The sequence below is a fragment of the Lysinibacillus sp. ZYM-1 genome (genome assembly GCF_001308875.1).
Lineage (GTDB): Bacteria > Bacillota > Bacilli > Bacillales_A > Planococcaceae > Lysinibacillus.
On sequence record NZ_KQ465142.1, the window covers coordinates 14,286 to 38,568 of the forward strand.

The 24,283-nt window shown below is 35.8% G+C and carries 30 protein-coding genes; 3 read left to right on the top strand and 27 right to left on the bottom strand.

Going from position 1 to position 24,283, the window contains the following annotated elements; all coding sequences use genetic code 11:
• Positions 1-22 precede the first annotated feature (22 nt).
• Positions 23-406 (bottom strand): transcription antitermination factor NusB, encoded by a 384-nt coding sequence (gene nusB / locus AO843_RS20650; RefSeq protein WP_054612959.1) that lies wholly within the window; start codon positions 404-406, stop codon positions 23-25.
• A 322-nt stretch (positions 407-728) separates the two neighbouring features.
• Between nusB and AO843_RS20655 the strand changes: the two genes are divergently transcribed.
• Positions 729-1,565 carry a MerR family transcriptional regulator gene (locus tag AO843_RS20655; protein ID WP_054612960.1) on the top strand — a complete coding sequence of 279 codons (837 nt, stop codon included), beginning with the start codon at positions 729-731 and terminating at the stop codon, positions 1,563-1,565.
• A gap of 176 nt (positions 1,566-1,741) precedes the next feature.
• Positions 1,742-2,911, top strand: coding sequence for an MFS transporter (locus AO843_RS20660; protein ID WP_054612961.1), 1,170 nt, complete (start codon positions 1,742-1,744; stop codon positions 2,909-2,911).
• Between the two features lie 101 nt (positions 2,912-3,012).
• On the opposite strand, the gene AO843_RS20665 is transcribed toward AO843_RS20660, so the two are convergent.
• From AO843_RS20665 to AO843_RS20740, 16 genes are all read right to left on the bottom strand, one after another.
• Complete coding sequence (locus tag AO843_RS20665) at positions 3,013-3,423, bottom strand: Asp23/Gls24 family envelope stress response protein (RefSeq protein WP_004231142.1); 411 nt, start codon at positions 3,421-3,423, stop codon at positions 3,013-3,015.
• A 125-nt stretch (positions 3,424-3,548) separates the two neighbouring features.
• The gene (locus AO843_RS20670) at positions 3,549-3,875 is read right to left on the bottom strand and encodes a nucleoside triphosphate pyrophosphohydrolase (protein ID WP_054612983.1); all 327 of its coding nucleotides are present in this window, start codon (positions 3,873-3,875) and stop codon (positions 3,549-3,551) included.
• Between the two features lie 490 nt (positions 3,876-4,365).
• A complete protein-coding gene (locus AO843_RS20675; protein ID WP_054612962.1) occupies positions 4,366-5,895 on the bottom strand; it encodes an SH3 domain-containing protein in 1,530 nt (509 codons plus the stop codon).
• Between the two features lie 43 nt (positions 5,896-5,938).
• Entirely contained in the window at positions 5,939-6,385 is a 447-nt protein-coding gene (locus AO843_RS20680; RefSeq protein WP_054612963.1) for a hypothetical protein, read from the bottom strand.
• An 87-nt stretch (positions 6,386-6,472) separates the two neighbouring features.
• Positions 6,473-7,831, bottom strand: a complete 1,359-nt coding sequence (gene accC, locus AO843_RS20685; protein WP_054612964.1) for an acetyl-CoA carboxylase biotin carboxylase subunit — start codon at positions 7,829-7,831, stop codon at positions 6,473-6,475.
• A gap of 13 nt (positions 7,832-7,844) precedes the next feature.
• On the bottom strand, positions 7,845-8,336 hold the full coding sequence (gene accB, locus AO843_RS20690) for an acetyl-CoA carboxylase biotin carboxyl carrier protein (protein ID WP_054612965.1): 492 nt from the start codon (positions 8,334-8,336) through the stop codon (positions 7,845-7,847).
• A 200-nt stretch (positions 8,337-8,536) separates the two neighbouring features.
• Complete coding sequence (locus AO843_RS20695) at positions 8,537-9,091, bottom strand: SpoIIIAH-like family protein (RefSeq protein WP_054612966.1); 555 nt, start codon at positions 9,089-9,091, stop codon at positions 8,537-8,539.
• A complete protein-coding gene (locus AO843_RS20700; RefSeq protein WP_054612967.1) occupies positions 9,092-9,511 on the bottom strand; it encodes a hypothetical protein in 420 nt (139 codons plus the stop codon). It lies immediately after the preceding gene.
• Positions 9,512-9,718: 207 nt separating this feature from the next.
• The gene (locus AO843_RS20705) at positions 9,719-10,630 is read right to left on the bottom strand and encodes a stage III sporulation protein AE (RefSeq protein WP_025116078.1); all 912 of its coding nucleotides are present in this window, start codon (positions 10,628-10,630) and stop codon (positions 9,719-9,721) included.
• A gap of 12 nt (positions 10,631-10,642) precedes the next feature.
• Entirely contained in the window at positions 10,643-11,020 is a 378-nt protein-coding gene (locus AO843_RS20710; protein WP_054612968.1) for a hypothetical protein, read from the bottom strand.
• Between the two features lie 5 nt (positions 11,021-11,025).
• Positions 11,026-11,235, bottom strand: coding sequence for a hypothetical protein (locus AO843_RS20715; protein ID WP_012295089.1), 210 nt, complete (start codon positions 11,233-11,235; stop codon positions 11,026-11,028).
• Positions 11,236-11,325: 90 nt separating this feature from the next.
• Positions 11,326-12,333: an NAD(P)H-dependent flavin oxidoreductase gene (locus tag AO843_RS20720; protein WP_054612969.1), complete on the bottom strand. Its 1,008-nt coding sequence runs from the start codon at positions 12,331-12,333 to the stop codon at positions 11,326-11,328.
• A 205-nt stretch (positions 12,334-12,538) separates the two neighbouring features.
• Positions 12,539-13,096 (bottom strand): elongation factor P, encoded by a 558-nt coding sequence (gene efp, locus AO843_RS20725; RefSeq protein WP_008179859.1) that lies wholly within the window; start codon positions 13,094-13,096, stop codon positions 12,539-12,541.
• A 17-nt stretch (positions 13,097-13,113) separates the two neighbouring features.
• Positions 13,114-14,175: a M24 family metallopeptidase gene (locus AO843_RS20730; protein ID WP_054612970.1), complete on the bottom strand. Its 1,062-nt coding sequence runs from the start codon at positions 14,173-14,175 to the stop codon at positions 13,114-13,116.
• A gap of 2 nt (positions 14,176-14,177) precedes the next feature.
• The gene (aroQ, locus tag AO843_RS20735) at positions 14,178-14,612 is read right to left on the bottom strand and encodes a type II 3-dehydroquinate dehydratase (protein ID WP_004231111.1); all 435 of its coding nucleotides are present in this window, start codon (positions 14,610-14,612) and stop codon (positions 14,178-14,180) included.
• 63 nt (positions 14,613-14,675) lie between these two features.
• Positions 14,676-15,101, bottom strand: coding sequence for a hypothetical protein (locus AO843_RS20740; RefSeq protein ID WP_054612971.1), 426 nt, complete (start codon positions 15,099-15,101; stop codon positions 14,676-14,678).
• A gap of 109 nt (positions 15,102-15,210) precedes the next feature.
• Between AO843_RS20740 and AO843_RS20745 the strand changes: the two genes are divergently transcribed.
• Entirely contained in the window at positions 15,211-16,182 is a 972-nt protein-coding gene (locus tag AO843_RS20745; RefSeq protein WP_054612972.1) for a DUF1385 domain-containing protein, read from the top strand.
• A 46-nt stretch (positions 16,183-16,228) separates the two neighbouring features.
• On the opposite strand, the gene AO843_RS20750 is transcribed toward AO843_RS20745, so the two are convergent.
• From AO843_RS20750 to AO843_RS20795, 10 genes are all read right to left on the bottom strand, one after another.
• Entirely contained in the window at positions 16,229-16,954 is a 726-nt protein-coding gene (locus AO843_RS20750; protein WP_054612973.1) for an ABC transporter permease, read from the bottom strand.
• Positions 16,951-17,676 (bottom strand): ABC transporter ATP-binding protein, encoded by a 726-nt coding sequence (locus tag AO843_RS20755; protein ID WP_054612974.1) that lies wholly within the window; start codon positions 17,674-17,676, stop codon positions 16,951-16,953. Before AO843_RS20755 ends, AO843_RS20750 begins: the two co-directional genes overlap by 4 nt.
• Positions 17,666-18,133 (bottom strand): DUF3021 domain-containing protein, encoded by a 468-nt coding sequence (locus AO843_RS20760; protein ID WP_054612975.1) that lies wholly within the window; start codon positions 18,131-18,133, stop codon positions 17,666-17,668. Before AO843_RS20760 ends, AO843_RS20755 begins: the two co-directional genes overlap by 11 nt.
• Positions 18,134-18,143: 10 nt before the next feature.
• Positions 18,144-18,584, bottom strand: coding sequence for a LytTR family DNA-binding domain-containing protein (locus AO843_RS20765; protein WP_054612976.1), 441 nt, complete (start codon positions 18,582-18,584; stop codon positions 18,144-18,146).
• A gap of 194 nt (positions 18,585-18,778) precedes the next feature.
• Positions 18,779-19,261, bottom strand: a complete 483-nt coding sequence (locus AO843_RS20770; RefSeq protein ID WP_054612977.1) for a hypothetical protein — start codon at positions 19,259-19,261, stop codon at positions 18,779-18,781.
• Positions 19,261-19,467: a helix-turn-helix transcriptional regulator gene (locus AO843_RS20775; RefSeq protein ID WP_054612978.1), complete on the bottom strand. Its 207-nt coding sequence runs from the start codon at positions 19,465-19,467 to the stop codon at positions 19,261-19,263. The genes AO843_RS20770 and AO843_RS20775 overlap by 1 nt, the downstream gene beginning before the upstream one ends.
• Positions 19,468-19,722: 255 nt before the next feature.
• Positions 19,723-20,724 carry an anti sigma factor C-terminal domain-containing protein gene (locus tag AO843_RS20780; RefSeq protein WP_054612984.1) on the bottom strand — a complete coding sequence of 334 codons (1,002 nt, stop codon included), beginning with the start codon at positions 20,722-20,724 and terminating at the stop codon, positions 19,723-19,725.
• A complete protein-coding gene (locus AO843_RS20785) occupies positions 20,717-21,220 on the bottom strand; it encodes an RNA polymerase sigma factor (RefSeq protein WP_054612979.1) in 504 nt (167 codons plus the stop codon). Before AO843_RS20785 ends, AO843_RS20780 begins: the two co-directional genes overlap by 8 nt.
• A gap of 194 nt (positions 21,221-21,414) precedes the next feature.
• Positions 21,415-22,353 (bottom strand): alpha/beta hydrolase fold domain-containing protein, encoded by a 939-nt coding sequence (locus AO843_RS20790; protein WP_054612980.1) that lies wholly within the window; start codon positions 22,351-22,353, stop codon positions 21,415-21,417.
• Positions 22,354-22,902: 549 nt separating this feature from the next.
• A complete protein-coding gene (locus AO843_RS20795) occupies positions 22,903-23,352 on the bottom strand; it encodes a hypothetical protein (protein WP_054612981.1) in 450 nt (149 codons plus the stop codon).
• Between the last annotated feature and the right edge of the window lie 931 nt (positions 23,353-24,283).

Below are 24,283 nucleotides of genomic sequence, written 5' to 3' on the forward strand. Positions count from 1 at the left end.
TTACTCCTTCCAATTCAACACATTATTCTTGTTCTGTAAATTTAGAAAGCACACCATTGACGAATTTAGATGAACTATCATCGCCAAATGTTTTACATAACTCGATTGCTTCGTTTAGTACTACTCTTTTTGGTGTTTCTGGCATGTATAACAGCTCGTATACAGCTAGGCGTAAGACAGTTCTCTCAATTTTAGGTAAACGGGCAAGTGACCACTTTTCAAGATGCTGTTCTAATTTAGCATCAATTTCCTCCAAATGTTCAGCTGTTCCAGTAACAATTTTTTCGTAGAAGGCATTTGTCGGTTGGCCTTTAATATGGCCCATTGCTTCTTCAACTGTTAAATCTGTATTGTCTAGCTGAAACAAAACTTGCAACGCTTTTTCGCGTGCTTCATGTCGTTTCATGTAAAGCTCTCCTTCTTAAGTGGCATTAAGGTTTATAATAGCATAAAATCGCACGAGAAACACGATTTCAAGCAAGTTTTCAATAATCTGAAACCTTTTCCAAGAAACTTTTTGCTCAACTAACAATTCGTGATGATATTTCAAAAATGATCGTTTTATTCACAAAATGTTATAATAAAGAAAATTGAAAGAATCTTCAGAGGTGTTCACAATGCAATATGAAGCTATCTGCACAAATTGTAAAAAACTGCGAAGAGTGCAAGCATAAAATTCGTTTTGATGCCATCCGAAACTTCTTTAGCTATTACTAGTGGAGGCAATGATGAAAGAACATTATTATACAATCGGTGAAGTTGCTAAACTGTCTAATTTATCTGTTCAAACTTTACGCTATTATGATCAAATAGATTTATTTAAGCCTGCTTATACTGATACTTATACCAATTATCGCTATTATAAAGATAATCAAATTTTCTATTTAGATATCATTAAATCACTTAAATATATTGGCATTTCACTAGAAGATATAAAAAAAGCGCTCAAATTAACTTCTGAAGAACTGCTTGACTTTTTAGCGCAGCAGGAACTAAGAATTGACGAAAAAATTTCGCGATTAAACGAAGTAAAAAACACGTTGCTAAAAACTAAAAAGCAATTACAAGAACAAATTGATATTCCCATCTTTGGTGAGGTATACATTCAGGTAGAAGAAGCAATGCCCGTACTACAAGTGACAACTACAGAATTAACACCAACTTCTAGTACCAATACATATTACGCAACACTTACAAAGATTATTGAGAAGGAAGGCAGTGTATTAAATAGTCGATATGGCTGTATATTTCCACTTGCTCCTTATAAAGATGTGAATGCAATTATTTATGATGCCATTTTCACCCCACTATTAACAGAGCGAACATTTTCGAAGCTGTCATCAAACATTCAGCAAACAATCATACCAGCTGGTACATATGTGTGTATTGCATTTATCTACCACCCAGATACCTACTTTTCATTTTATGAAAAATTGAGAAATTATGTCATGGCTCAGTCAGAAACGTTTGAATCACAAGTTTATGAACTGTATATGCCCGCAACACTTACTTTAGAGCATGAAAAGAAATTCATTGTTGAATTAAAAGTTCGAAAAAAACACTAAACTTATGATCTCCCTTTATGTATAACTCTCCACGTTAATTTCCAAACTGATAAAAAAACATCAAAATAAAACAAATCTTTTGACCCTATAGTTACTATAGGGTTTATCGTATTACATGGAAATATACTAGTAGAATGTCAATCTTATGTATCGTGTACGAATAGAAGGAGAACTTTATGAGCAAGAAACAAAATGTAACATTAGCAATTTTACTATCGAATCTATTCATTGCCTTTTTAGGTATTGGTTTAGTCATTCCTGTTTTACCGACGATCATGAATGAGCTTCATATTTCGGGCTCTGTCGTTGGCTATATGGTTGCAGCTTTTGCTATTACGCAATTAATTGCGTCACCAATTGCTGGTAAGTTAGTCGATAATATTGGCCGCAAAGTCATGATTGTTGCAGGTCTTTTTATTTTTGGGCTATCAGAGTTTTTATTTGGATTGGGAAGTTCCATTGAAATTCTCTTTATCTCTCGAATGCTAGGTGGCGTGAGTGCAGCTTTCATTATGCCAGCAGTAACAGCTTATATTGCTGATATTACGACATTATCTCAACGTCCAAAAGCTCTTGGCTATATGAGTGCGGCCATTAGTACGGGCTTTATAATTGGTCCTGGTATCGGTGGATTTTTAGCTGAATATGGTACACGTGTACCATTTTATGCGGCTGGAGTACTTGGCTTTGTGGCAGCTATTCTATCACTTCTGTTATTAAAGGAACCGACACGTGATACAAATGAGGAAGAGGCATCACCATCAATTTCAGGTAGTGTAAAGCGTGTTTTTAGTCCGCTTTATTTCATTCCATTCATCCTTATTTTTGTCCTATCGTTTGGTTTAGCAGCGTTTGAATCATTATTTAGTTTATTCGTTGACCATAAATTCGCTTTTACGCCATCAGATATCGCTATTATTATTACAGGCAGTGGGATTGTAGGTGCACTGGCTCAATTATTACTATTTGACTGGCTGACAAAGAAAATGGGTGAAATTAATGTCATTCGTTATTCCCTGATCCTCTCAGCGGTTTTAACATTTGCGATGACAATCGTGAATCATTATTTTGCCATTTTGTTTGTCACATTCTTTATTTTCGTTGGTTTCGATTTAATTCGTCCAGCAGTCACATCATATTTATCTAAGATTGCAGGAAATGAACAAGGGTTTGTTGGTGGTATGAACTCTATGTTTACAAGTCTTGGTAATATTTTCGGTCCAATTTTAGGTGGAATACTGTTCGATATTAATTTGAACTATCCATATTATTTTGCCACAATCGTTTTAGTGCTTGGTGTCATCCTTGCGTTATTCTGGAGAAAGCCAAAGCATATTGAATTATAAAGTAAAACGGTACAATATTATGAATGAATTTCCAAATAGAGAAGTCCCCATAAAAAAAGGATTGCCTACGGATGAATCATCATCGGGCAATCCTTTTCGTTTTATTCATGAACCACAGTTTCTTCTTTTTCGAAGTGAATACCTGTAATATGCACATTTACTTCTGCTGTTTCAAGTGCTGTCATATTAAAAATAGCTTGGCGTATCTGTGTTTGAACTTCCTTTGCTACCTTAGGAATGGCATATCCATATTTCACAGAGCAAAATACATCAATAGCGATTTCACCCGTTTCCGTTACACCTGATTTAATGCCTTTATTGTGTACTTTTTTACCGAAACGTTCCACGACACCAGTCGCAATATTACCACGTGTTGCAGCAATGCCTTCGACCTCATTTACAGCGATCCCAGCCACAACTTCGATAACCTCTGCCGCTACCTCAATTTTTCCAAGCTCTTCTTTCCCAGAAGGTGTTGGTTGTACGAAAGATTGTCCTACTTTCTCTGCCATACAAATATCATCCTTTCCCTTACACATCACAAACAAGTGCTGTACTTATGCTTATTATACTATAAAAAGGAAGGTTTGGCTGTGGAAAGCCGTTTTAATTTATAGAGCACTTCATGGAATGGTAGTTAATGATCTTCAACATCTATTAAATAAATTCCCTTGTTAAATCCTCCACGCTCCATTTTCTTCTGATCACGAATCGCTTCAAGCTCTTCGTAGCTTATACCTAACATACTTATTGCTGTATGAATGAGCTCTAAGATATCTGCTAGCTCTTCAACACTTTCTTGTGCATGAATAGCCTCATGAAATTCCTTAGCTTCTTCTAGCATTTTTGCCTTTACTTCCGTTAATAGTTCAATAGGTTCTAAGGTACGAGCATGATAAGTTAAACCCTTTGTATCCATTATTTCTAGAATTTTATCTCTCACTAACTTATTGTATACAGGCATCTCGATTCCCCCTTTTTGACTGTTTTGCGCAGATGTTTTATAGCTCATTCAATCATACTATTGTATAAACCAAAAAACCTCCTAACTTTGAAAGTTTGAAGGTTTTAAATTGCGAACGCTTACTTCGCTTTTTCTGTTACACCCAATACATCATTCTCTTCTAGGAACTTAGTATTGAAGCGATTCAACAGCTCTTTCTTTTTCCTTCTCATTAAAAGTCATATTCTCACCAATCACTCCTTTTCTTCTAAGGATAGCGTCCACTCTAAAATATGCTTTATCAACGAATATGTCACGCTTCTCAACTCATAGCTCTAACATCTTAATATCTTGACGTTCTACGTTCTGTCCTTTGTCACTGACACGAACATAGCCAAATGTTTTTGTATCTGCCATGCTGTAAGCTAACTCAACTAAATACTTTTTGAATTGTAACAGCATTAAAATACAAAAAACGATTGCTATGAACGCAACCGTTTTTTAAGTTCAATTATTTTTGGTTAGATACGAATGATTCATATCTTTGAATAAACGCTGAGATTTGAGAGCGAGTTAAAATTTGGTCGGGGTTATAGGCATCAATTGATGTAGCTGTAGTAATCCCATTATCCATGAAAAATTGAATAGCTTCGTTTTCACTTACCGTTTGCCCGTAGTGGTATGATGCCATCAGTTGGGCTAGTTTACCACGTCTAATACCTTTATCCGCTAAACCTTTAGAAGTTGTAGATGCTTCTGAAGCTAATACTGGCATTTTGTATTTACTTGCCATGTTATATAAACCACTTTTGTTCCAAGACGATGTGTTTTTCACACTTGCTAATTCATCTTTCTGTACGTAGCGGAAGAAGATTGTTAAGAAGTGAGCTTCTGTTAATTGTGTGTTCGGTTGTAACTGTGTTTCGTATTTCTTTGTTTTTGCGTTCCATACGTTACCGTAACCACTAATTAAACCTCGGTCGATTGCCCAAATCATATCATCTCTCCACCAAGCTGTAGTGCTGAAGTCTGCAAACTTTTTAGCGTAAGCTGAGTAGTCCTGTGTAGTGGCAACTGGAGTTGTAGGTGTTGGCGTTGGTGTTGAAGCTGAGTAGTTTAAATAACTTGATGCTACATACCCCTCCGTCCCGTCATTTCTTTTCACAGGATACCAAACAAAATGGTTTTTCTTCGTTGATACTTCTTCATATTCAAAAGGACCTGTAATGGTAACAATTTCGCCTTTACGTAAAGTACCCATAGAAGGACTATCCGTAGTAGGTTTTGTCCTAAATTTTACATTAGTTGTTGCACTAACTTTTTGATTTGTTTCAAAAAAATACTTTGATTTTGTTAATGGTAAATCAAAATCATAGTTCATCGCTGAAAATTTAATATTTTCCCTGCTGTTAGAGTCATATTGAAAATGTTCGCGTGAAAAAGGCAGCTCTTTTAAGTCTATTAATTCCAATTTTTCAATAATTCGGAGAATTCTTTCTTGATAGGCATTTGCATTTCTTTCACCAGTTGCTTGGACAATTGGACTATTTACTGGCTTAGTACCATTATAAGCCATGATAGCGAAGTACCAATGTTCCAATACATCTCTTTTCCCTCCGTTGATGCTAGGCAAATCCTTCCGCTTAAACATATCATCTAGAGTCTTTACACCAGCTTGAATATTATAGACAATATCGCTTTTTAGTCTATCTTGATTGTAGCCAGCTTGATTAGTAATTTGCATAATGCCAATTCCATTATCAGCTGTCACAATCGCTTCACCATTAATATCGAAATGACGCCAATTTCCACTTTCACCTTCTGCAATTGCCTTCACAATTTCAGGAGGAACATCATAACTCAGTGCTGTTTCAGTTAACAAACAGTTCATTGTGGAATAATCAGGGTTGACCTTCGGTGCCGAATCATACTCACATGTATTTGCAATATCATTAGCTAATACATTTTTATCTATATTTATAGATAGAGAGAGGGCACCAATGACAATAACACTAATCATTAGTTTCATTATCTTTTTCATATGATTATTACACTTCCTTTCATATTTTCTAAAGTTAAAAGATTCATATATATATGTTAACACAAACCCAATATTTGGGATAGGAGTAATATTCTAAAACAGCTTTACCGACACTTAGACGGCTTTGTTTCGATACATCTGAAATATCCCCTAAGCTCGCAAGCCAACCAAATATGGACTCCAATTTAATGTCATCTACATATTCAATTTTCATTGCATCTACTAAACGTTTAAAAGTATAAATATATTCATTGATTGTCGCTTTACGAACGTCCGACAGACGCATTTGCTCTTTCACAATTAACAAAGCACTATTATTTTCTACATCTTTCTTACCCTCATGTAATTTAGCTACATCGATCATTAGCTTTGGTGGAGTAATCAGTATCGTATCTTTCTCTTCAAACGTACCCTCAAAACTTGGTAGCTGTATAGCTTCTGTCACATCTTCTAAATCAAAAATCCCTGTATGCTGACCTTTTCTAGCCAAATAAAAAACCTCCTAACAATTGAATGTTAGAAGGTAATTTTATTGCGATATTTGGAATGCATTCTATTCCCTAAATCCACATATCAATTACTTGCTTGTCCCCAACACATCATTCTCTTCTAAGAACTTCGTATTGAATTGTGCTGATTTGAAAACGTCATTGTTCATCAATGCTTGGTGGAATGGAATAGTAGTATTGATACCAGGACCAGATACTTCGAATTCACTTAGCGCGCGATTCATTTTCGCAATCGCTTCTTCACGTGTGTTTGCATGAACAATTAATTTTGCCACCATTGAATCATAATATGGTGGAATTGTATAGCCTGCATAGACAGCAGAATCAATACGTACACCATAGCCACCAGGCGTTACATACGTATCAACAGTTCCTGCTGAAGGCATGAAGTTTTTGTAGGCATTTTCTGCGTTAATACGACATTCAATAGCCCAACCATTTATTTGAATATCATCTTGAGTGAAAGGAAGTTTTTCACCAGATGCAATTTTTAATTGTTGTTGTACAAGATCTACACCAGAAATCATTTCTGTTACTGGGTGCTCAACTTGGATACGAGTATTCATTTCCATGAAGTAGAACTTGTCTGCTTGATAGTCATAAATGAACTCGATTGTTCCAGCACCTTCATAGTCACATGCTTGTGCTGCTTTTACTGCAGCTGCGCCCATTTCAGCACGGCGTTCAGAAGAAAGCGCTGGAGATGGAGCTTCCTCTACTAACTTCTGCATACGGCGTTGAACTGTACAGTCACGCTCGCCTAAATGCACTACGTTACCGTAGCCATCTGCTAAAACTTGGATTTCACAGTGACGGAAGTACTCGATGAATTTCTCTAAATATACGCCAGGGTTACCAAATGCAGCAGCAGCCTCTTTTTGCGTAATTTCAATACCTTTCACAAGGTCTTCTTCTGTACGTGCTACGCGAATCCCTTTACCACCACCACCAGCAGTTGCTTTGATGATGACAGGGTAGCCAATGTTAGCAGCCCATTCTTTACCTGTTTCGATATCTGGCACAATACCAGTACCAGGAACAAGTGGAACTCCCGCTGCTTCCATTGTTGTACGTGCAACATCCTTGATTCCCATAATTTTAATAGAATCAGATGATGGACCGATAAATTTAATGCCAGCGTTTTCACAAGCTTCTGCAAAATCAGCGTTTTCCGATACAAAGCCATATCCTGGGTGGATACCGTCTGCACCTGTTTTTTCCGCTACACTAAGTAGGGCTGGGAAGCTAAGATAAGAATCTTTTGATAGCTTCGGTCCGATGCAGTAGGCTTCGTCTGCTAATTTCACGTGTAATGCGTCTGCATCTGCTTCAGAGTAAACAGCAACTGACTGAATGCCTAACTCTTTACAAGCACGAATGATACGCACAGCGATTTCGCCGCGGTTTGCAATTAAAACTTTTTTCATGGATTTGCACTCCTTACTCAGCTTTTACAAGGAATAATGGTTGGCCGTATTCTACTAATTCGCCATCTTTCACAAGTACTTCAACGATTTCCCCTTGCACTTCTGCTTCAATTTCGTTGAATAATTTCATTGCTTCTACGATACATACAATTGTTTCGTTTCCTACTTTGTCCCCTGCTTTTACGTAAGCTGGTGAATCTGGGTTTGGTGATTGATAGAAAGTACCGACCATTGGAGACACAATTTTATGTAGCGATGGGTCGTTAGTCGCTGGTGCCGACGCAGCTGGTGCTTCTTCCACTTTAGCTGGTGCAGGTGTCGCTGCTGGTGCAGATTGTTGTACAACAGGTGCTACTACTTCTTTTTTAGGTGCTACAGTTTCTGTAACAACAACATTATTCTTTTTTAACTTAACTTTTGCGCCATCTACCTCATACACAAACTCGTCAATTGAAGAAGAATCTACTAATTTAATAATTTCGCGAATTTCTTGAATTTTGAACATTTCTAACTCTCCTTATGAAATAAAATCTATTACAATAACTATTTTATATTTTTTCGAATCAATTTGAAATAGTTAAATGAAAATTAAGTAAATATGAACAAAATAAAAGGCTTTCCTTTACTAAGCGAAAGCCTTTTCATTACGCTGATATATAACAACCTTTTATAAATAAACTAAATATTTATTCTTTTCTATATTTTTTAATAATTATTTGCACTAAACTTTACTTGTACGTCATTTGCGCCTTCCATCTCTGTTCTTACTAAGTATATAATTTCATTCGCTTGGGATTTTGATAATTCTTCTGCCATGACTGTAACAGAAATTTTTTCACCTTCAGCGCGAACAAATGCATCAGAATAGCCTAACGATTTAATGAGCATTTCAAGCATCGCTTCTGCTGATTCTCGTTTAATAAGACCATCCATTTCATTAAATGCCTCATTTTTTTCGTCAGCGGAATATTCTTCTGAAGCAATTTTTTGTGTTAACTGTTCACGAAGTTGACTTCTCTCATCACTAACTTGCATACGCATTTCTTCAAATAAGTGACTCGGTGAAGAAACTTCTTGTGTGACATCATTTGTTGCTTTCTGATCTGTAACACCAGTTACAGCAGTCTGTTGTAATGTATCATCCGTAAAAATAGTAAGACCGTTGAACTGTTTTGCTGGATCAACCAAATAATACACTGAAATGACTGCTACTAAACTTAATAATGTCATAAACCAAACTGTTCTTCTACGTACGCGCATTTACTTTTCCTCCTTATTTTCCATTGGAACGATAATAATTCGATGAATCGGCAACTGCATCACTTGACTGACGACTGCACGAATTTCATTTTTTACAAAGATATCGGATGCACCTTCTGATACAACTAGCATTCCTGTTACGTTTTTCGCGCTTTGCTCAGTCCCTCGAAAATATTGGCTGAATAGTTTATTGGCATCTTGATCATTTGTCATCTCTCCATAATAAAAATAGACTTTAACCTCCCCAACACCTTGCATTGCTTTCAGTGTTTGCTCAAGTTTTTCTTCATTAGTGAGCGGTGAACCTTTGTCGTTCGTTGAATTCGTTTGATACATAGGTAAAATGATGAAAATTCCCACGGAGGCAGCTACCAGTATTAAAACCATTAATGACGTTGTTTTTTTTCGTGTCTTTTCCACATCACTTGTACATGGCCTCCTTTCATCTTCTCTTTTTCAAGTGTATGTACGCTTGTTTCTTCCTATGAATTGATAAATGGAATCTTTAATAGCAATTGCAAAAATACTAACGTGATGACCAATTTTGTGAGTGAAATTATTTCCTTATCATCCGTTAGAAACACAAATATCTGACATACAAAAAGCAATGCCAATAAAAGAATCAATCTATCTCCCCCCTGCCATAACTTGTACGAACACAATGAGGAAGAAACAAGAAAACATAAATGAAAAAGCAATCAGGAATGATACTGCACATAAGGTAAATAGAGATTTACTAATTTGATCTAGCAGTCTACAAATATCATCGAAGGCGATTGGTTCTAAAATAGCTGCAAGCATTTTTAATGAATAGGCACTGACAACAAGCTGAACGGTTGGAATAAATGACACCGTAATAACGGCGATAAAGGCACTAATGCTTGTAAGAGATGATGTAAATTGTGTCATGTGCTGAAACATCGAAAAGCTATCTACAATAAAAGAACCAACAACCGGAATATTTTCTTCAATTAATTTTTTGACTGGTTCAGCTACAGCCGCATTGACACTAAACGCTGCCACCCCTCCTGCGGTCATCAATAGGACGTAGCAAATAACAGAGGCAGAAACGATACTCATAATCGTAAAGCGAATTAAATCCGCGATCCGTGTAAAAGATATTTCCTTGACAATCACACTGCACACATCAAAAACAATGGCTAACAAAACACCTGGAATAAGCCACTTACTACTAATAATTGTGAGAACTTGTACAAAAAACAGCAAAAAAGGCTGCCAGGATGCAATGGCTGTAATACTACTAGATAACATAAAGCTTGAGGTCAAAATAGGATAAAACGCCGTAAATAAATGGGCTAGTCCTTGTGCAATTTCATCAATTAATGTAAAAGATTTAACAACAACTGGTCCTATAGTAGCTAACACAATTAGAAAAAAAAGTATCCTTGTCCCTTTTTCAAATTCTGGTAATATCATGTTGATAATTAAAATAATGATGACATAACTACATAGCAACAATGTCATCTTGAGCAAGAGAAAGAATGGGTCGATTAAAAACGATAGTATTTGCTCCTGCAATGGCTTCGCTCCTTAGTTTAGCCTTTGTAAAATGGCCGACACCTCCTGTAAAACAGCCAAAAATTCTTTGAACCAATACAACAAAATAACAATCTTTACCGCAGCAAAAACGATGTTCCCGAGCACTTTATAGTTATGTTCTACAAGTAGCAATGACACCCATTGCCCAACATAGAACATACTTGCACTAATTAAAATAGCTTTTGCATAAGGCAAAAAGGCAAGCGTTTCTAAAAGTTGCTTGACGAAGGGCAATAAAAGTGTCGAGAACAGCATGCCAAACAGCAAAAACGAAAACATCACACTTATTAGCGCGTGAAGTGGCTGTATGACTTCTTTTATCAGCAATAATAAAAGCAGCATGACAACAGCAACGATAACAATTTCCATTTACATTACCCAGAAGATGTCAGCCATTGGAAGAATGTGAGAATTTCGTTAAAAAATAGACGTAAAAATCGGAGTAATTCTGCTGTCATATATAAGTAGGCAATGAAAAATAGGAAAAATGAAAACTCCTTCTTCCCTGTTTGATCGAAGAAAACATGAAGAAGCGCAACGACTAGTCCCACTCCAGCAACTCTTAATACGTCTTGTAATTCCATTCCTACGCCCCCTCGTGTACAGCAATATATGTCGCTCTACAAAAAAAAAGACCTCTATACGGCTGTATAGAGATCTTCTATATAAAAATTTTAAAGTAGTTTTTCTACAATACTTTTTACTGTGCCAGTCTGTTGTATAAGATGACTATTTTCGCCCATCCACATCGATAAATATTCGACATTGCCTTGCACAGCGCTTTCCTTACGAATGGTAGTCGTTAAATAATTTTGCAATGGATATGGTGCAACTGTCGCATCCTTCATTCGTTTAGTAAAATCATTTGCTAAACCTCTTGCTGGTTTACCTGTAAATGCGAGTGTAATCGTTGTTTCCTGTTCTTTTGATGTTAACACTGCATTTTTATACAGTGGAGATATTTCGCATTCTTCTGCCACCAGTAAAACTGTTCCAACTTGAACTGCCTGTGCACCGCTTTCTAAGGCCTTCTGGATATCCGCTTTAGTCACTAGCCCCCCCGCAGCAATAATAGGAATAGCTATTCTCCCAACTACCTCCTGCAGTAAATCATATAAAGGGATTAATTGAAGTGGGTATGTAAAGGATCCTCGATGACCACCAGCCTCTCCACCTTGTAAGACTACAGCATCCATTCCAGCCTGTTCAACTAGCTTCGCTTCCTCTAATGTAGTAGCTGTACCAATTGTATATATACCATGTTCCTTTAATTGTTGAAGTACTTCTGCTGATGGAATGCCGAATGTAAATGAGCAAATCTCAACTTTTTCCTCGATGACCGCTTGTACTTGTCCAGCAAAAACTTCTTTTGATACAACGCTTTGTACAGGGGATAGCCCAAGTTCATCATAAAATGGTTGCAGTGCCATACGGGCTTTTTGTAAGACCTCGATATCAATTTGTGGCTCCTCTTGCACAAATAAATTGACTGCAAAGGGTTTTGTCGTTAACTTCTTCACTTCCTGAATAAATTTCCTTGTTTGGTCACCATCTAAGTAACCTGCACCTATCGAGCCTAATAATCCTGCCTCGGAACAAGCTGCCACGAATTTAGGTGATGTTACACCTGCCATTGGCGCTTGAATGATTGGATATTGACTATCAAATGTTGTTTGTAGCATAACTCTCACTCCTTACCATTATTGTAGACATTTCCTCCAACAATAACCATCTATCTGATGATAGAAACTAGATAGTTTACAAGGAAAAAAGTTAATGTTCCTCTATCCATTATCACAATGTCCCAGTCGTTTCACAAGAAATGTATAAGAAAAAAATAAAAACCTACCCTTTCATAGAAAAGAGTAGGTTAATTATGATTAATAATTAGGCACGAGAAACGTATGAGCCTTCTTCAGTGTTAATGATTAGAACATCGCCTTGGTTTACGAAGAATGGTACTTGTACAATAAGACCTGTTTGAAGAGTAGCAGGTTTTGTACCGCCTGAAGCTGTATCACCTTTAATTCCTGGTTCTGTTTCAGTTACTTCTAATTGTACAGTGTTTGGTAATTCAACACCTAACATTTCACCTTGGTAAGATTGAATATGAACTTCCATGTTTTCTTTAAGGAATTTTAATTCATACTCGATAGCTGCTGAAGCAAGTTCAGTTTGCTCATATGATTCTAAGTCCATGAATACATGATCGTCACCTTGGGCATATAGGTATTGCATTTTACGGTTATCGATTTGTGCCTTCTCTACTTTTTCACCAGCACGGAATGTTTTTTCATTCACTGAGCCGTTACGTAGGTTACGTAATTTAGAACGTACGAAGGCAGCACCTTTACCTGGTTTAACGTGTTGGAAATCTAACACGCGATATAATTGGCCATCAACAACAATTGTTAGACCTGTACGAAAATCGTTTACTGAAATCATTTGTGTTCCTCCAAAGTTTATAAAATAATGAGTTCTTTTGACGAATGTGTTAGTAGTTCATTCCCCGTCTCAGTGATTAATATATCATCTTCAATACGGACACCACCGATACCTGGTAAATAAACACCTGGTTCAATCGTCACGGCCATACCTGGCTCTAGCACTGCATCAGAACGCATCGATAAGCCAGGGCCTTCATGCACTTCAAGACCGATACCATGTCCTAAAGAATGACCAAATGCTTCGCCATATCCTTTTTCTTTTAAGTAGTCACGTGCAATAGCGTCCGCTTGAATACCTGTTAATCCAGGGCCCACTTTTTCAAGTGCTAACAGCTGAGAAGCAAGGACAGCATTGTACATATCTACTAATTTTTCAGATGGTTCTCCAACAGCCACAGTACGTGTAATATCCGAAATATAGCCATTGTATAGCGCACCAAAGTCTAATGTAACAAAGTCGCCTTTTTCAATCACTTTATTCGTCGCAACGCCATGTGGTAATGCTGAACGAAGACCAGACGCAACAATTATGTCAAACGAAGACTGAGTTGCTCCTTGTTTACGCATGAAAAATTCTAATTCATTCGAAACCTCAAGCTCTGTTTTACCAGGCTTGATGAAGCCTAAAATATGTGTAAATGCGTGATCAGCAATTTCACACGCAGCCTTAATAATATTAATCTCTTGCTCCGTCTTAATCAAGCGAATTTTTTCAATTAGCCCAGAAATCGGCACTAAATCAGCTTGAATATTCGATTTATACAGTTCATATGTGCCATAGCTTACAGTATCTCTCTCAAAGCCCAATAATTTGATGCCCATATTGTTTACTTGCGTGGCAATTTCTTCAATAATAGTTGCTTCATGCTTTACAATTCGGAAGTCCTGAATTTGTGCGGCAGCTTGTTCTGTATAACGGAAATCCGTAATAAACACAGCATCATTTTGAGACACAATTGCTACGCCCGCTGTCCCTGTAAAACCAGTCATATAGCGGCGGTTGTACCCATTAGTAATTAAAATCCCATCGATGTTTTGTTCTTGAAGTGCTTTACGTAGCTTTTGTAATTTCAACATAATCAATTCTCCCTCTCGATAAATGTACGTAGTGCCAGTTCATAGCCTTTCGTACCTAGTCCACAAATTTGACCAAGGCAGGCCGGAGCAAGATAGGAATGATGACGAAAAGCCTCACGTTTGTGGATATTGGAAATATGTACTTCGATAACCGGCACAGAAATTCCTGCAATTGCATCATGTAACGCGATGCTTGTATGGGTATATGCACCGGGATTAAAGATAATGCCATCATATTTTTCGTCCTCTGCTTCATGCACCCAATCCACAAGTACCCCTTCGTGATTGGATTGACGAAATTCAACTGTGGCACCTAAAGAAGCCGCAAGATTTTGAACATTTTCTCTAACATCATCCAATGTTTCATGTCCATAAATATGTGGCTCCCTTTTTCCAAGTCGATTTAAGTTAGGTCCATTCAAACATAATAACTTCACGCTTCTATTCGCCTCTTTCTATGTACTTGCCATTTATTTTATCATACACGGCGCATACAGCAACTAATTTCCTTTTTGCGCTGTATGCTCCTTTTGATGAAAATTGGCCGTTTCTAGTAGGAAACGTAAAAGACAAACTACAATAACTATGAATGGAATCGAGAGCTTTTTAAAGGAAGAAAGTTGTAATGGTAAATCTAATGCAATCCACTCTAAAGTAATGGTCACGAAAAGTCCTAGTAGTAACGAAGAAAAGACAGCCGGAATGACATAGACATAGCGCATTGTCATATATAAAAATAACCCGACAATGAATAGAAGAAAGATAAAGAAGGTCCAATGAAATAATTTAGAGCTTTCTTCAAACCAACCCCACTTCTTATAAAAACCAATCGGATGCCATTTAATGAGATGAAAATAATGTAAACCTTTTAAGCACAACGCTAAAACAAGTGCATTTACAAGGGATGTTACTGCTGCTATTTTCATAAATTTACCTCCTTAACACACTAATCATTTCCTAAAATGTACGATTAGTGTAGCCATATAGAAAATTTACTATGCGTAACTCTAGAGGTTTTTCACTAAATTTAGTACAATGGTACAGTTGAAATATATAAAGAGAGTGGTGTTAGCCTTGAGCAATTCACCTGTATACGGGGGACAAGCACAATTAGAAGGTGTGATGTTCGGAGGAAAGGATCATACAGTTACAGCCATTCGTCGTAACGATGATTCCATTGATTATTATCATTTTAAAAAGGTACAAAAACCTATTTTACAAAAGCTAAAAAAAATCCCATTTGTTCGAGGCGTTGTCGCGTTGATTGAATCAGCAGGCTTAGGTTCTCGTCACATGCAATTTGCAGGGGATCGTTATGATGTGATACCTGGCGAAGAAGAAGATCATAAAGAGGAAGGATCTAGACTGCAAATGATACTTGGCGTTGCTTTAGTAGGTATTCTATCCTTTTTATTCGGAAAATTCGCCTTTACACTAATTCCAGTTTTTATAGCTGATTTTTTCTCTAAATGGATTGAAGGAAAAACGGGACAAATTTTACTTGAAAGCGGTATTAAACTACTATTACTGCTAACATATTTATATTTTATCTCGTTAACACCTCTCATCAAACGAGTATTTCAGTACCATGGAGCAGAACATAAAGTCATCAACTGCTATGAGGCTGGTTTGGATATTACAGTAAAGAACGTCCAAGCGCAATCACGTCTACACTATCGTTGTGGTAGTAGCTTTATTCTTTTCACAGTCTTTGTCGGTATGTTTTTATATTTCTTCGTGCCAACTGATCCACTGTGGCTACGTATTTTAGATCGTATTTTATTAATTCCTGTCGTACTGGGAATATCATTTGAAGTATTACAGGCGACAAACGCTTGTCGTAATATTCCAGTGTTACGTTTCCTTGGCTATCCTGGCCTATGGCTTCAGTTACTGACAACTCGCGAACCAAAGGACGATCAAGTGGAAGTAGCCATTGCATCCTTTAATATGCTACGTCAAGTAGAGCAACAGCCAGAAATCGCAGCAACATTAAATCACGATTAAAAAAAAGGCAGTCCAGTTTGTTGGAACTGCCTTTTTTATTTGGACACTAGCCTTGCATTTTTCGTTTAAATGTCGAGATCGCAGTAAGCATTATCAAGACAGTATAGCCAATCACGACTGCCAGTGATCGAAGCATATCAACATATGCTCCATCCATGATATCTCTCGCTGCATTGACTGCATGTACGAAAGGTAATAATTGTGCAATGGATTGAAATGTTCCACCGATCATATCTAACGTAAACCATGTTCCACTCAACCAAGTTGTGATATTCACAAATATCGCAAAAATGCCCCCCACTTGCTTATCTGTAAATAAGGTTCCTAGCAATACACCAATTCCAATATAAAGGGAAGAAATAACAAGTAGAACAAGAATCATTAATAGAAGGGACTTATTAAAAGACAACCCTAAAAAGAAGGCTGTAAGCATGCATAAAGAGATCTGTAAAAATGCGATAGGTATAAAGGGGAGCATATAGCCCAAAATGTAATCAGTTGCAGACATTGGTGATGCAAAAATACGCATTAAAAAAGAAGAGCTTTTATCTTTTCCTAGTAACATCCCCGAAAACAGTGTGAGAAAAGAAAAACCAAATACGATGACACCTGGTGTTAGATTGTTAATTTCATATAAAGCAAATGGCATATTTTTTTGCATCACAGAAAACAAACCTAATAATAGGATTGGTAATCCCATACCAATTAATAAAGTTATAGGGTCACGAACAATCTCTTTATGATTTCTTGTAGCAAATACAGTCGCTCTCACAATAACTCCTCCTCAGTCATTACTAAAAATGCATCTTCTAAAGATTTTTTGCCTGTTTCCATCATTAATTTTTGAATGGTACCAAGTGCACATAATTGCCCTCGATGCATAATCCCCACACGATCAGCCAACACCTCTATTTCTTGTAAATAATGAGACGTTACAATAATGGTCACTTTCCCTTTTAATTGCATCAAAATGTTCCATAAATCATTTCTTGATCGTACATCCATCCCTAAAGTGGGTTCATCAAGGAACAGTACTTTTGGATTTGTCATCATAGCCATTGCGACACTTAAACGTCGCTGATAGCCACCTGATAATGTCTTAGCTTTGTTATGCTGACGCGATGATAGGCCAAACAATTCCATCTGCTCTTGTGCATGGTGCCGTGCATGGTCCTTGGTATACCCATAAATTTGTCCAATAAAAAGAAGATTTTCGTGCACAGTTAAATTAGGTGCCACAGCTGTTTCTTGTGGCGAGATATTGATTATTTGTTTCACAGCTTTCTGATTTTGTACAATGGTTCCACTGTCAAAAATGGCATCACCCTCAGAGGGCTTTAATAAGCCACACAACATTTTAATTGTCGTCGTTTTCCCTGCCGCATTTTGTCCTAAAAGAGCAAAAATCTCTCCTTGTTGTATATCTAAAGTCAGTTGATTAACAGCTACATGCTCTTTATAACGTTTTGTTAAGCTTTTTATTTTAATAGTCATTTTCGTCACCTCGACTTGAAAGTAGGGCATTAATTTTTTCAATATCACTTTTTGAAAAACGATATTGCAAGACCCAAGTCACGATGTAGGTCCCTAGAAAACTTGCTACAAGAGAAAACACATTTACTGTTGTTTTTGGCATCCATAATAACATCACAATTGGTATCCAAATCACTGCAGTTACAAAAAAATGAGCAATATATTGTTTCAACATCCCCCATCTCGCAACTTCAAAAATAAGTGCGGCAAGCGCAAATGTTATACCAATTAACCCCGTTAACAAAATTTGAGTAACGATAGCACTCATTTCAGTCGTAAAAAAGGACCGAAATTCTGGAACGACCCACGCATATCTCTCTTGCCCTAATCCCAGCGATATAAAGAATTGTACAATTTGCCCGATTAACACACCTATCACAAAGCCGCCACCGCTACGTATTAGTAAGTCTTTTCGCATGTTTTTCACCTCAAATTCCTAAATCTTTTTTTATTTTGGTTACATAGCGCCTAGACGCATATGTTTTGATTCCATTTTTTAATTCAACTCCAATTGTGCCTGTTTTACTAATGTCCATATGTTTTATCATGTAGCGATTGACCATTTCTGCATTAGAAATACGGATAAACATTTGAGGATTGAGCTTTTCCTCCAGCTCGTAAAGACGAAAACGTACCGTATAAACACCATTAATCGTTTGTACAAAAACCTTTTTTCGCTCTGTATAAATACGCACTATTTTCTTACTCTCGATCAATTCAACGCCTTTATGAGAGAAAGCTAATAAAGTGCTTTCCGATGCGGCAGTAATACTTTGCATAAGATGCTCTATATCATCAGTCACTTTATCTGTGAGAATGATTACTTTGGGTTCTTTGTATGTAGGGTCAATCGTTATTTCTACCTTCATATAATCACTGTCCTTTCTACGCCTCACTATAAAATTTTCCATACACGTTGTAAATGAAATCTCGACAACTGGTCGTTATTAAGGGATAAATGGTTAATCTTAAAAGTGATTGATTAAAGGTTACTTCTCTTTTGAACAATAAAAATCACCCCTCTAGATAAACCTATCCAAAGGGATGAAACGTACAATTTAACTTACTTAGAATCTTTCCTATTGACTGTAAGTGCAGTAAATATACCCATCATACTAGGCAGAATACTGAATAATAAAAACAGCCAATTATTTGTTATGATCGAGATAATGGTAAAAATAAGTAGAGATGCGACATTGATGCTTATACCTAATTTCACATAAGAAGGCTTAAAAGGTATTGGACTGTACATGTTGATAGTCAAAATGAGCCCAATGATCGCCCAGCTCCCTAAGTGTACGAATAAAAGTACAGCTAAAACCATGGCAGTGCTTAATTTAATCCCAAACACTATTAAAGAAAAGAAAATATAAATTGCTGCTAACGTCAAATACCATGAATAAGATTTCGCCTTTTGCCAAATATGGTCATGTACTTCATCTAAGCCTCTATTTTTCTTCGCCTTTTTCCTTCCGAACCACCAGCCAAGGATGCCAAAAATCATCCCACCATACAGTCCAAAAATACCCCCTATAGAAAATTCCATTATGCCATTCCCCCCTCTTCGAAAATAAAAACTTCTTCAATCGTGCAATTGAACGCTTTAGAAATATTATAGGCAAGCTCTAATGATGGATTGAATTTTCCCGATTCAATTGCAATGATTGATTGTCGTGAGACACCCACTAACTTAGACAAATCCTCCTGCGTAATCTTTTTCGATTTCCGCAATTCGCGAATTCTGTTTTTCATAATGCCTCCTTTAGAAATGTAAAGTAAACTGTACATTTGTTGATAAGTAAAGTTTACTTTACATTTCCCTGCATGTCAAGTTTACTTTACAATTTCTTTTTTGATGCAATTTCATGGGTATTTTTATTATGGACCAGAACGAAAAAAAGCCTGTTTTAACAAACAAGGCCTTTTCTAATTTCAATCATTCTTTTATTACGCGGACTGTTCCATGTAATTTTTATGGTAAAGCTATTTGACTCCCTTCGATTTTCCCTATTTTCGATTAGATATTACACCAAATGTAGATGCTTTAATGTAAGTTTGTCCTTGTAATGCTTCTAATTGCTCGGGAGTACCAGTTACTACTGCACCAATAATTTTCACATCACTTTTATCCAGGGTTTTATTTTCCCCTATTAAAGATTGATAAACTTGGTTTGTTTCCCACTCAAAATTTTTGCTTTTTCGAAGAAGCTCAATGTTTTGAATAAAGGTGTCAACCTCGTTGTTTGAAGAACGGCGGGCTTTGGGTTTTGATTGCTCTGATTGAAAGCCGTAAATGTAAGGATCATTAGCTGAAATAGTATTCTGTCCTTGCTTAAAAAAATCTAGAGTATCATCTGTATAGGCATCTACCCACCACCAATCTACTTGTACTTCAGGAGGTAGCTTGCTTTTAATTTCGCCAAAACTATAAGCATTATCAAAAGAGATTGCTAATTCCACTAAAGTATTTTTATCCAATTGATTAAGTTCACTGATTTTATTTTTATAAACATCATATGAAATCTTAGGATGGTAAAAAAACATTTCCCGATCGCCTGTATAGTCATTAAACCGTTCGAATTGATATGTTTCTGCTAGCGATTCTGAACCTTCTATTTGGATGGAGTTAGAAATGTAAGAATGTATAAGTGTACCAAATAAATTGTAATCACTTTCAATAGGTTGCCAAATATAGGGTCTATGCTGATCGCCAAGTACCTTATAGGTTGTTGTTGTGATTTTCCCTCCGAGCAAATTATCGTCATAAACCTGATTACTAATTTGAACATTGGGAGCGCTTATTTCATTAAATAATCTAATGTCATCACTTACTTTCTGAGCACTATTTAATGATAAATACCTGAGACCATACCATAATACTATTAGAACAATTGGCGAAACGATGAGTGTTATACCAATTGTTTTTATCGTTGACCAAAACTTCGCCCTTCTCATTATTTTTTTTGTCTGTTTTTCATCAAACAAAAAATTATTCTGTTCTTTATTCATCATCAATGTCCTCCTTAAATCGTTCTGTAAATTCTTCCCTAGCCCGTCTAACATGCGTTTTTAATGTGTTTTCATTCTTATTCGTGAGGGCAGAAATTTCTTTGTATGATAATCCCAACTCATATTTCAGAACTAATAATTCCTGATGCAAGGTGGATAGCGTATCTAGCGTGTCTCGAATGTCCTGTAATTTTTCCTTTTTTAGCACCTGAATCTCAGGCATGTTAATCAACGCTGTCAATTGAACTTCATCAAATTCAGTTGTGGGATGACGCGTTTCTTTTCTCTTGAGATCATAAAACTGATTGGTGGCTACACGATATAACCAACTCATTACTTTGTCTGATTGAATTCCATCTTTATGTATTAAAAATTTATAACACGTATCTTGAACGATATCTTCTGCATCCTCATGGGCTAATCCACGTTTCCTCAAATAACGGTATAACATGGTTCCTACTTGTTGCAGAAATTCATTCATTGATTGTTTTGCCATGTCTACCTCCCTTCTGCCTATACAACGCAGAACTTAAAGAAAAGTTTACATATTATAAAAAGTTTCCCACAAATATTTTCATTTACTAAAAAATATAAAGTAAAATCTCAATTTGGCCCATTTGTAGCACAAAAAAAAATCCTGCATACCATACAGGATTCTTTCCTCACTTTTTCGATTCGCACTCACTAGCTTTATTTCAACACTTTGCCCTGAATGATATTCATAATTTTCTGCTGAGCGTCTAGAGCCTCAGGAATAGGCATAACAACAAACACATGGTTCATTTTAGGATATACCCAAGTAGTGATGTCAATGCCTTGTTCGGTTAATTGTTCATCAAATTTCATTGCATCTGGATATAAACTTTCATGGGTTCCTATAAAATGAGTAATCTTCCCAAGTCCTTGAAAATCACCATAAATAGGACTAATCATTGGATCTTTTAAATCTTTATCAGCTGCCCATATTTTTGTAATGACCTCCATTCCTTCACTAGCTAACATCGGGTCTTTTTCTTCATATTCAGGTATAAGCGGATTTTCTAAACTCAAATCCACACACGCAGATAGCAAAATAATATCTTGCGGTTGTGGTAGATTGTTGTGCTTTAACAGTTGGACCAGACCAAGTGCTATATTGCCACCTGCTGAATCTCCTATAATGGTCAATTGATTAGAACTTTCAACAGTTCCTAAAATTTCTTTATATAAGTTGAGTATTTTGGGATAAGTATCCTTATAGTTAAAATGCGGTACTTTTGGATAAATTGGCGCAATAACTTTTGCATGTAACGCTTGTGCCATTCTATCCATAAATAACCAATGGAAAATTAAAGGTTGATTTGTCCAAGCGCCACCATGTATATAGAGAATAACCTTTTGTTTCGGGGACTTTTGATCATTTAAAGTGAAAATCTGCATTCCCTCGAAAATTTCTTCCTTCCTATCACTTAAAAAGTTTACATCATCTCCAATGACATAGGGCTGATTATTTTCAGTTCCCCTTTGCTTAATGAACTGTTGAGCATTTTCAATACTAGAAAAACTTTTCTTATTACTCTGGGAAAATAACAACTTTTCAAATTGAACACTTTCTACAGAACGTTCTCCGTTAAAAATTTCTACACTCATTTTTTTCTCCCCTTTCAACATTTTGTCACCTTACAGGAAATGATTTGATGTATGAGAAGTCTTAACAATCAGGCATTAAATTGAACAAATATCTTTAACAAGTACTCTACACAATAGGTCTTTTAATCGAACTTTATTACAAATAACCTGACTTTATTTTAATTCCACATGTTGGAGGATACTCCTTCAAAATTTACATTTAAAATAAAAAAATGTCTATCCGCTCTTTTGGCGAGATAGTGTTGGTTTGGAATAAAGTTTGATTAAAAAATTCTATTCAATCCTTATTTAACACCAAATGCAAAAACTCCATTTTGAAAAAAGATTGATCAAAATGGAGTTTTTCGTTTTAGCTAAATATGAGCCTTTTATAAAAAAGTTTGATCATTTCCTAAGAGTGTTGCTCCACAATTGCTCCCGATTGTTGAATCGTGACTCTTTAGAAAACAATAGAATTAGCTATCTAAACTAACATATTAAGTGTTAACTTATAAACATTTGTCTGATAATAAATAAATTTAAAATTGTAAACTAATCGAAATAACTAGACTATATCTCATTTTTCTTTTTAAAATAAATTGACAGTCCTAGAACAATTACATAAAAAAGTGAAAGATACAATGAGTATGTAGCATAATTAACGTCAAATAATAGATTCCCTCCGAAAAATGGAATAGTAAAAATAGAATATAGCGGATACTGTATAGAAGCAATTGCATTCAAAATGAAATTATCACTCATTACACTCTCAAAATTAACGATTAAAAAAATGGCGATACCCGAGAAAATCCCAAACATTGAGAAAATTCTTAGCTTCTTGCTTCCTGTTGAAGAATACATGAGTAAAAAGATGGCAAATAAAATACTTGTAATTAAATCAATTCTGTCCAGATTTAAATCTGGATGCTTTATTGCAGGCATAAAATTCATCACAAATGCTAATAAATACGTCCCTATCAACAATATTAATAACAAAACCCTCTTTTTCCCATTATTCATACAAATATCCCCTTTTTAAATTGAGTATGATGTTCAACATAACTCGTTTATTCGTTTCATGGCTTCATCTTCATCAAACGAACTAAACCATCGAAAATTATCTTCATCTAAAATTCGGAAGTAGTTCTGATTATATTTTGTTGTAATCGAAAATTGCCCTTAATCTTAATTTCCTTCCACCAAATCAACCGCCATCGTTTTTTCCTTTGATGTACTATCAATATTGTTTGCAATAACTTGGACAAAATCAACTGGATCGCCACTAATTACATATATTAACAATTCACTCTTATTGAATAAAGTACAAAACGCTACAACTGTATTCCAATTAGCTATTGTTCAGTTCGAACAAGTTTCATTTTAGTTGATACGAGTTTACAAAAATCTTCTTTTTTCATAGTGTCAAACTCCCTTTTAGAGTAATTTTACATTTTTTTAATAATTTGTCAATATGTAATACTCCTTAATCTACCATAAATAGCTTATATTGGTTTTTGTTGATAATAAAGCGGAAAGGTTTGAAAAACAATCTTAAAATATTTTATTAGAATATGATTATATGCTACTTTAATAATAAATCAGTTGGCTTTTTTTCTTCTATACTCAGAGGTATACTTTCAATAATATCGAAATTTTCATTCAATTTGTCAACTTCAAACTCGTTCTTCTCAAAATCTCCTGATAATACGTAAAAAGATTTATCAGATTCACGATATTCCATATCGATTAGTGTTTTATTGTTCTCGAATTCTACTTTTGGAATTTTATCTTTATCTAATGAAACAATAGAATAATCATTAAGTATTATTTCTTTTTTATCAGTATCAATAACTGGGAGCGTCAATATTTTTGTGTAAATGACTTTCCAACCCTTTCGGGTAGAATATCACTTTGTATTTATCTATCACTTATTCATAAGATTAATTTCAAG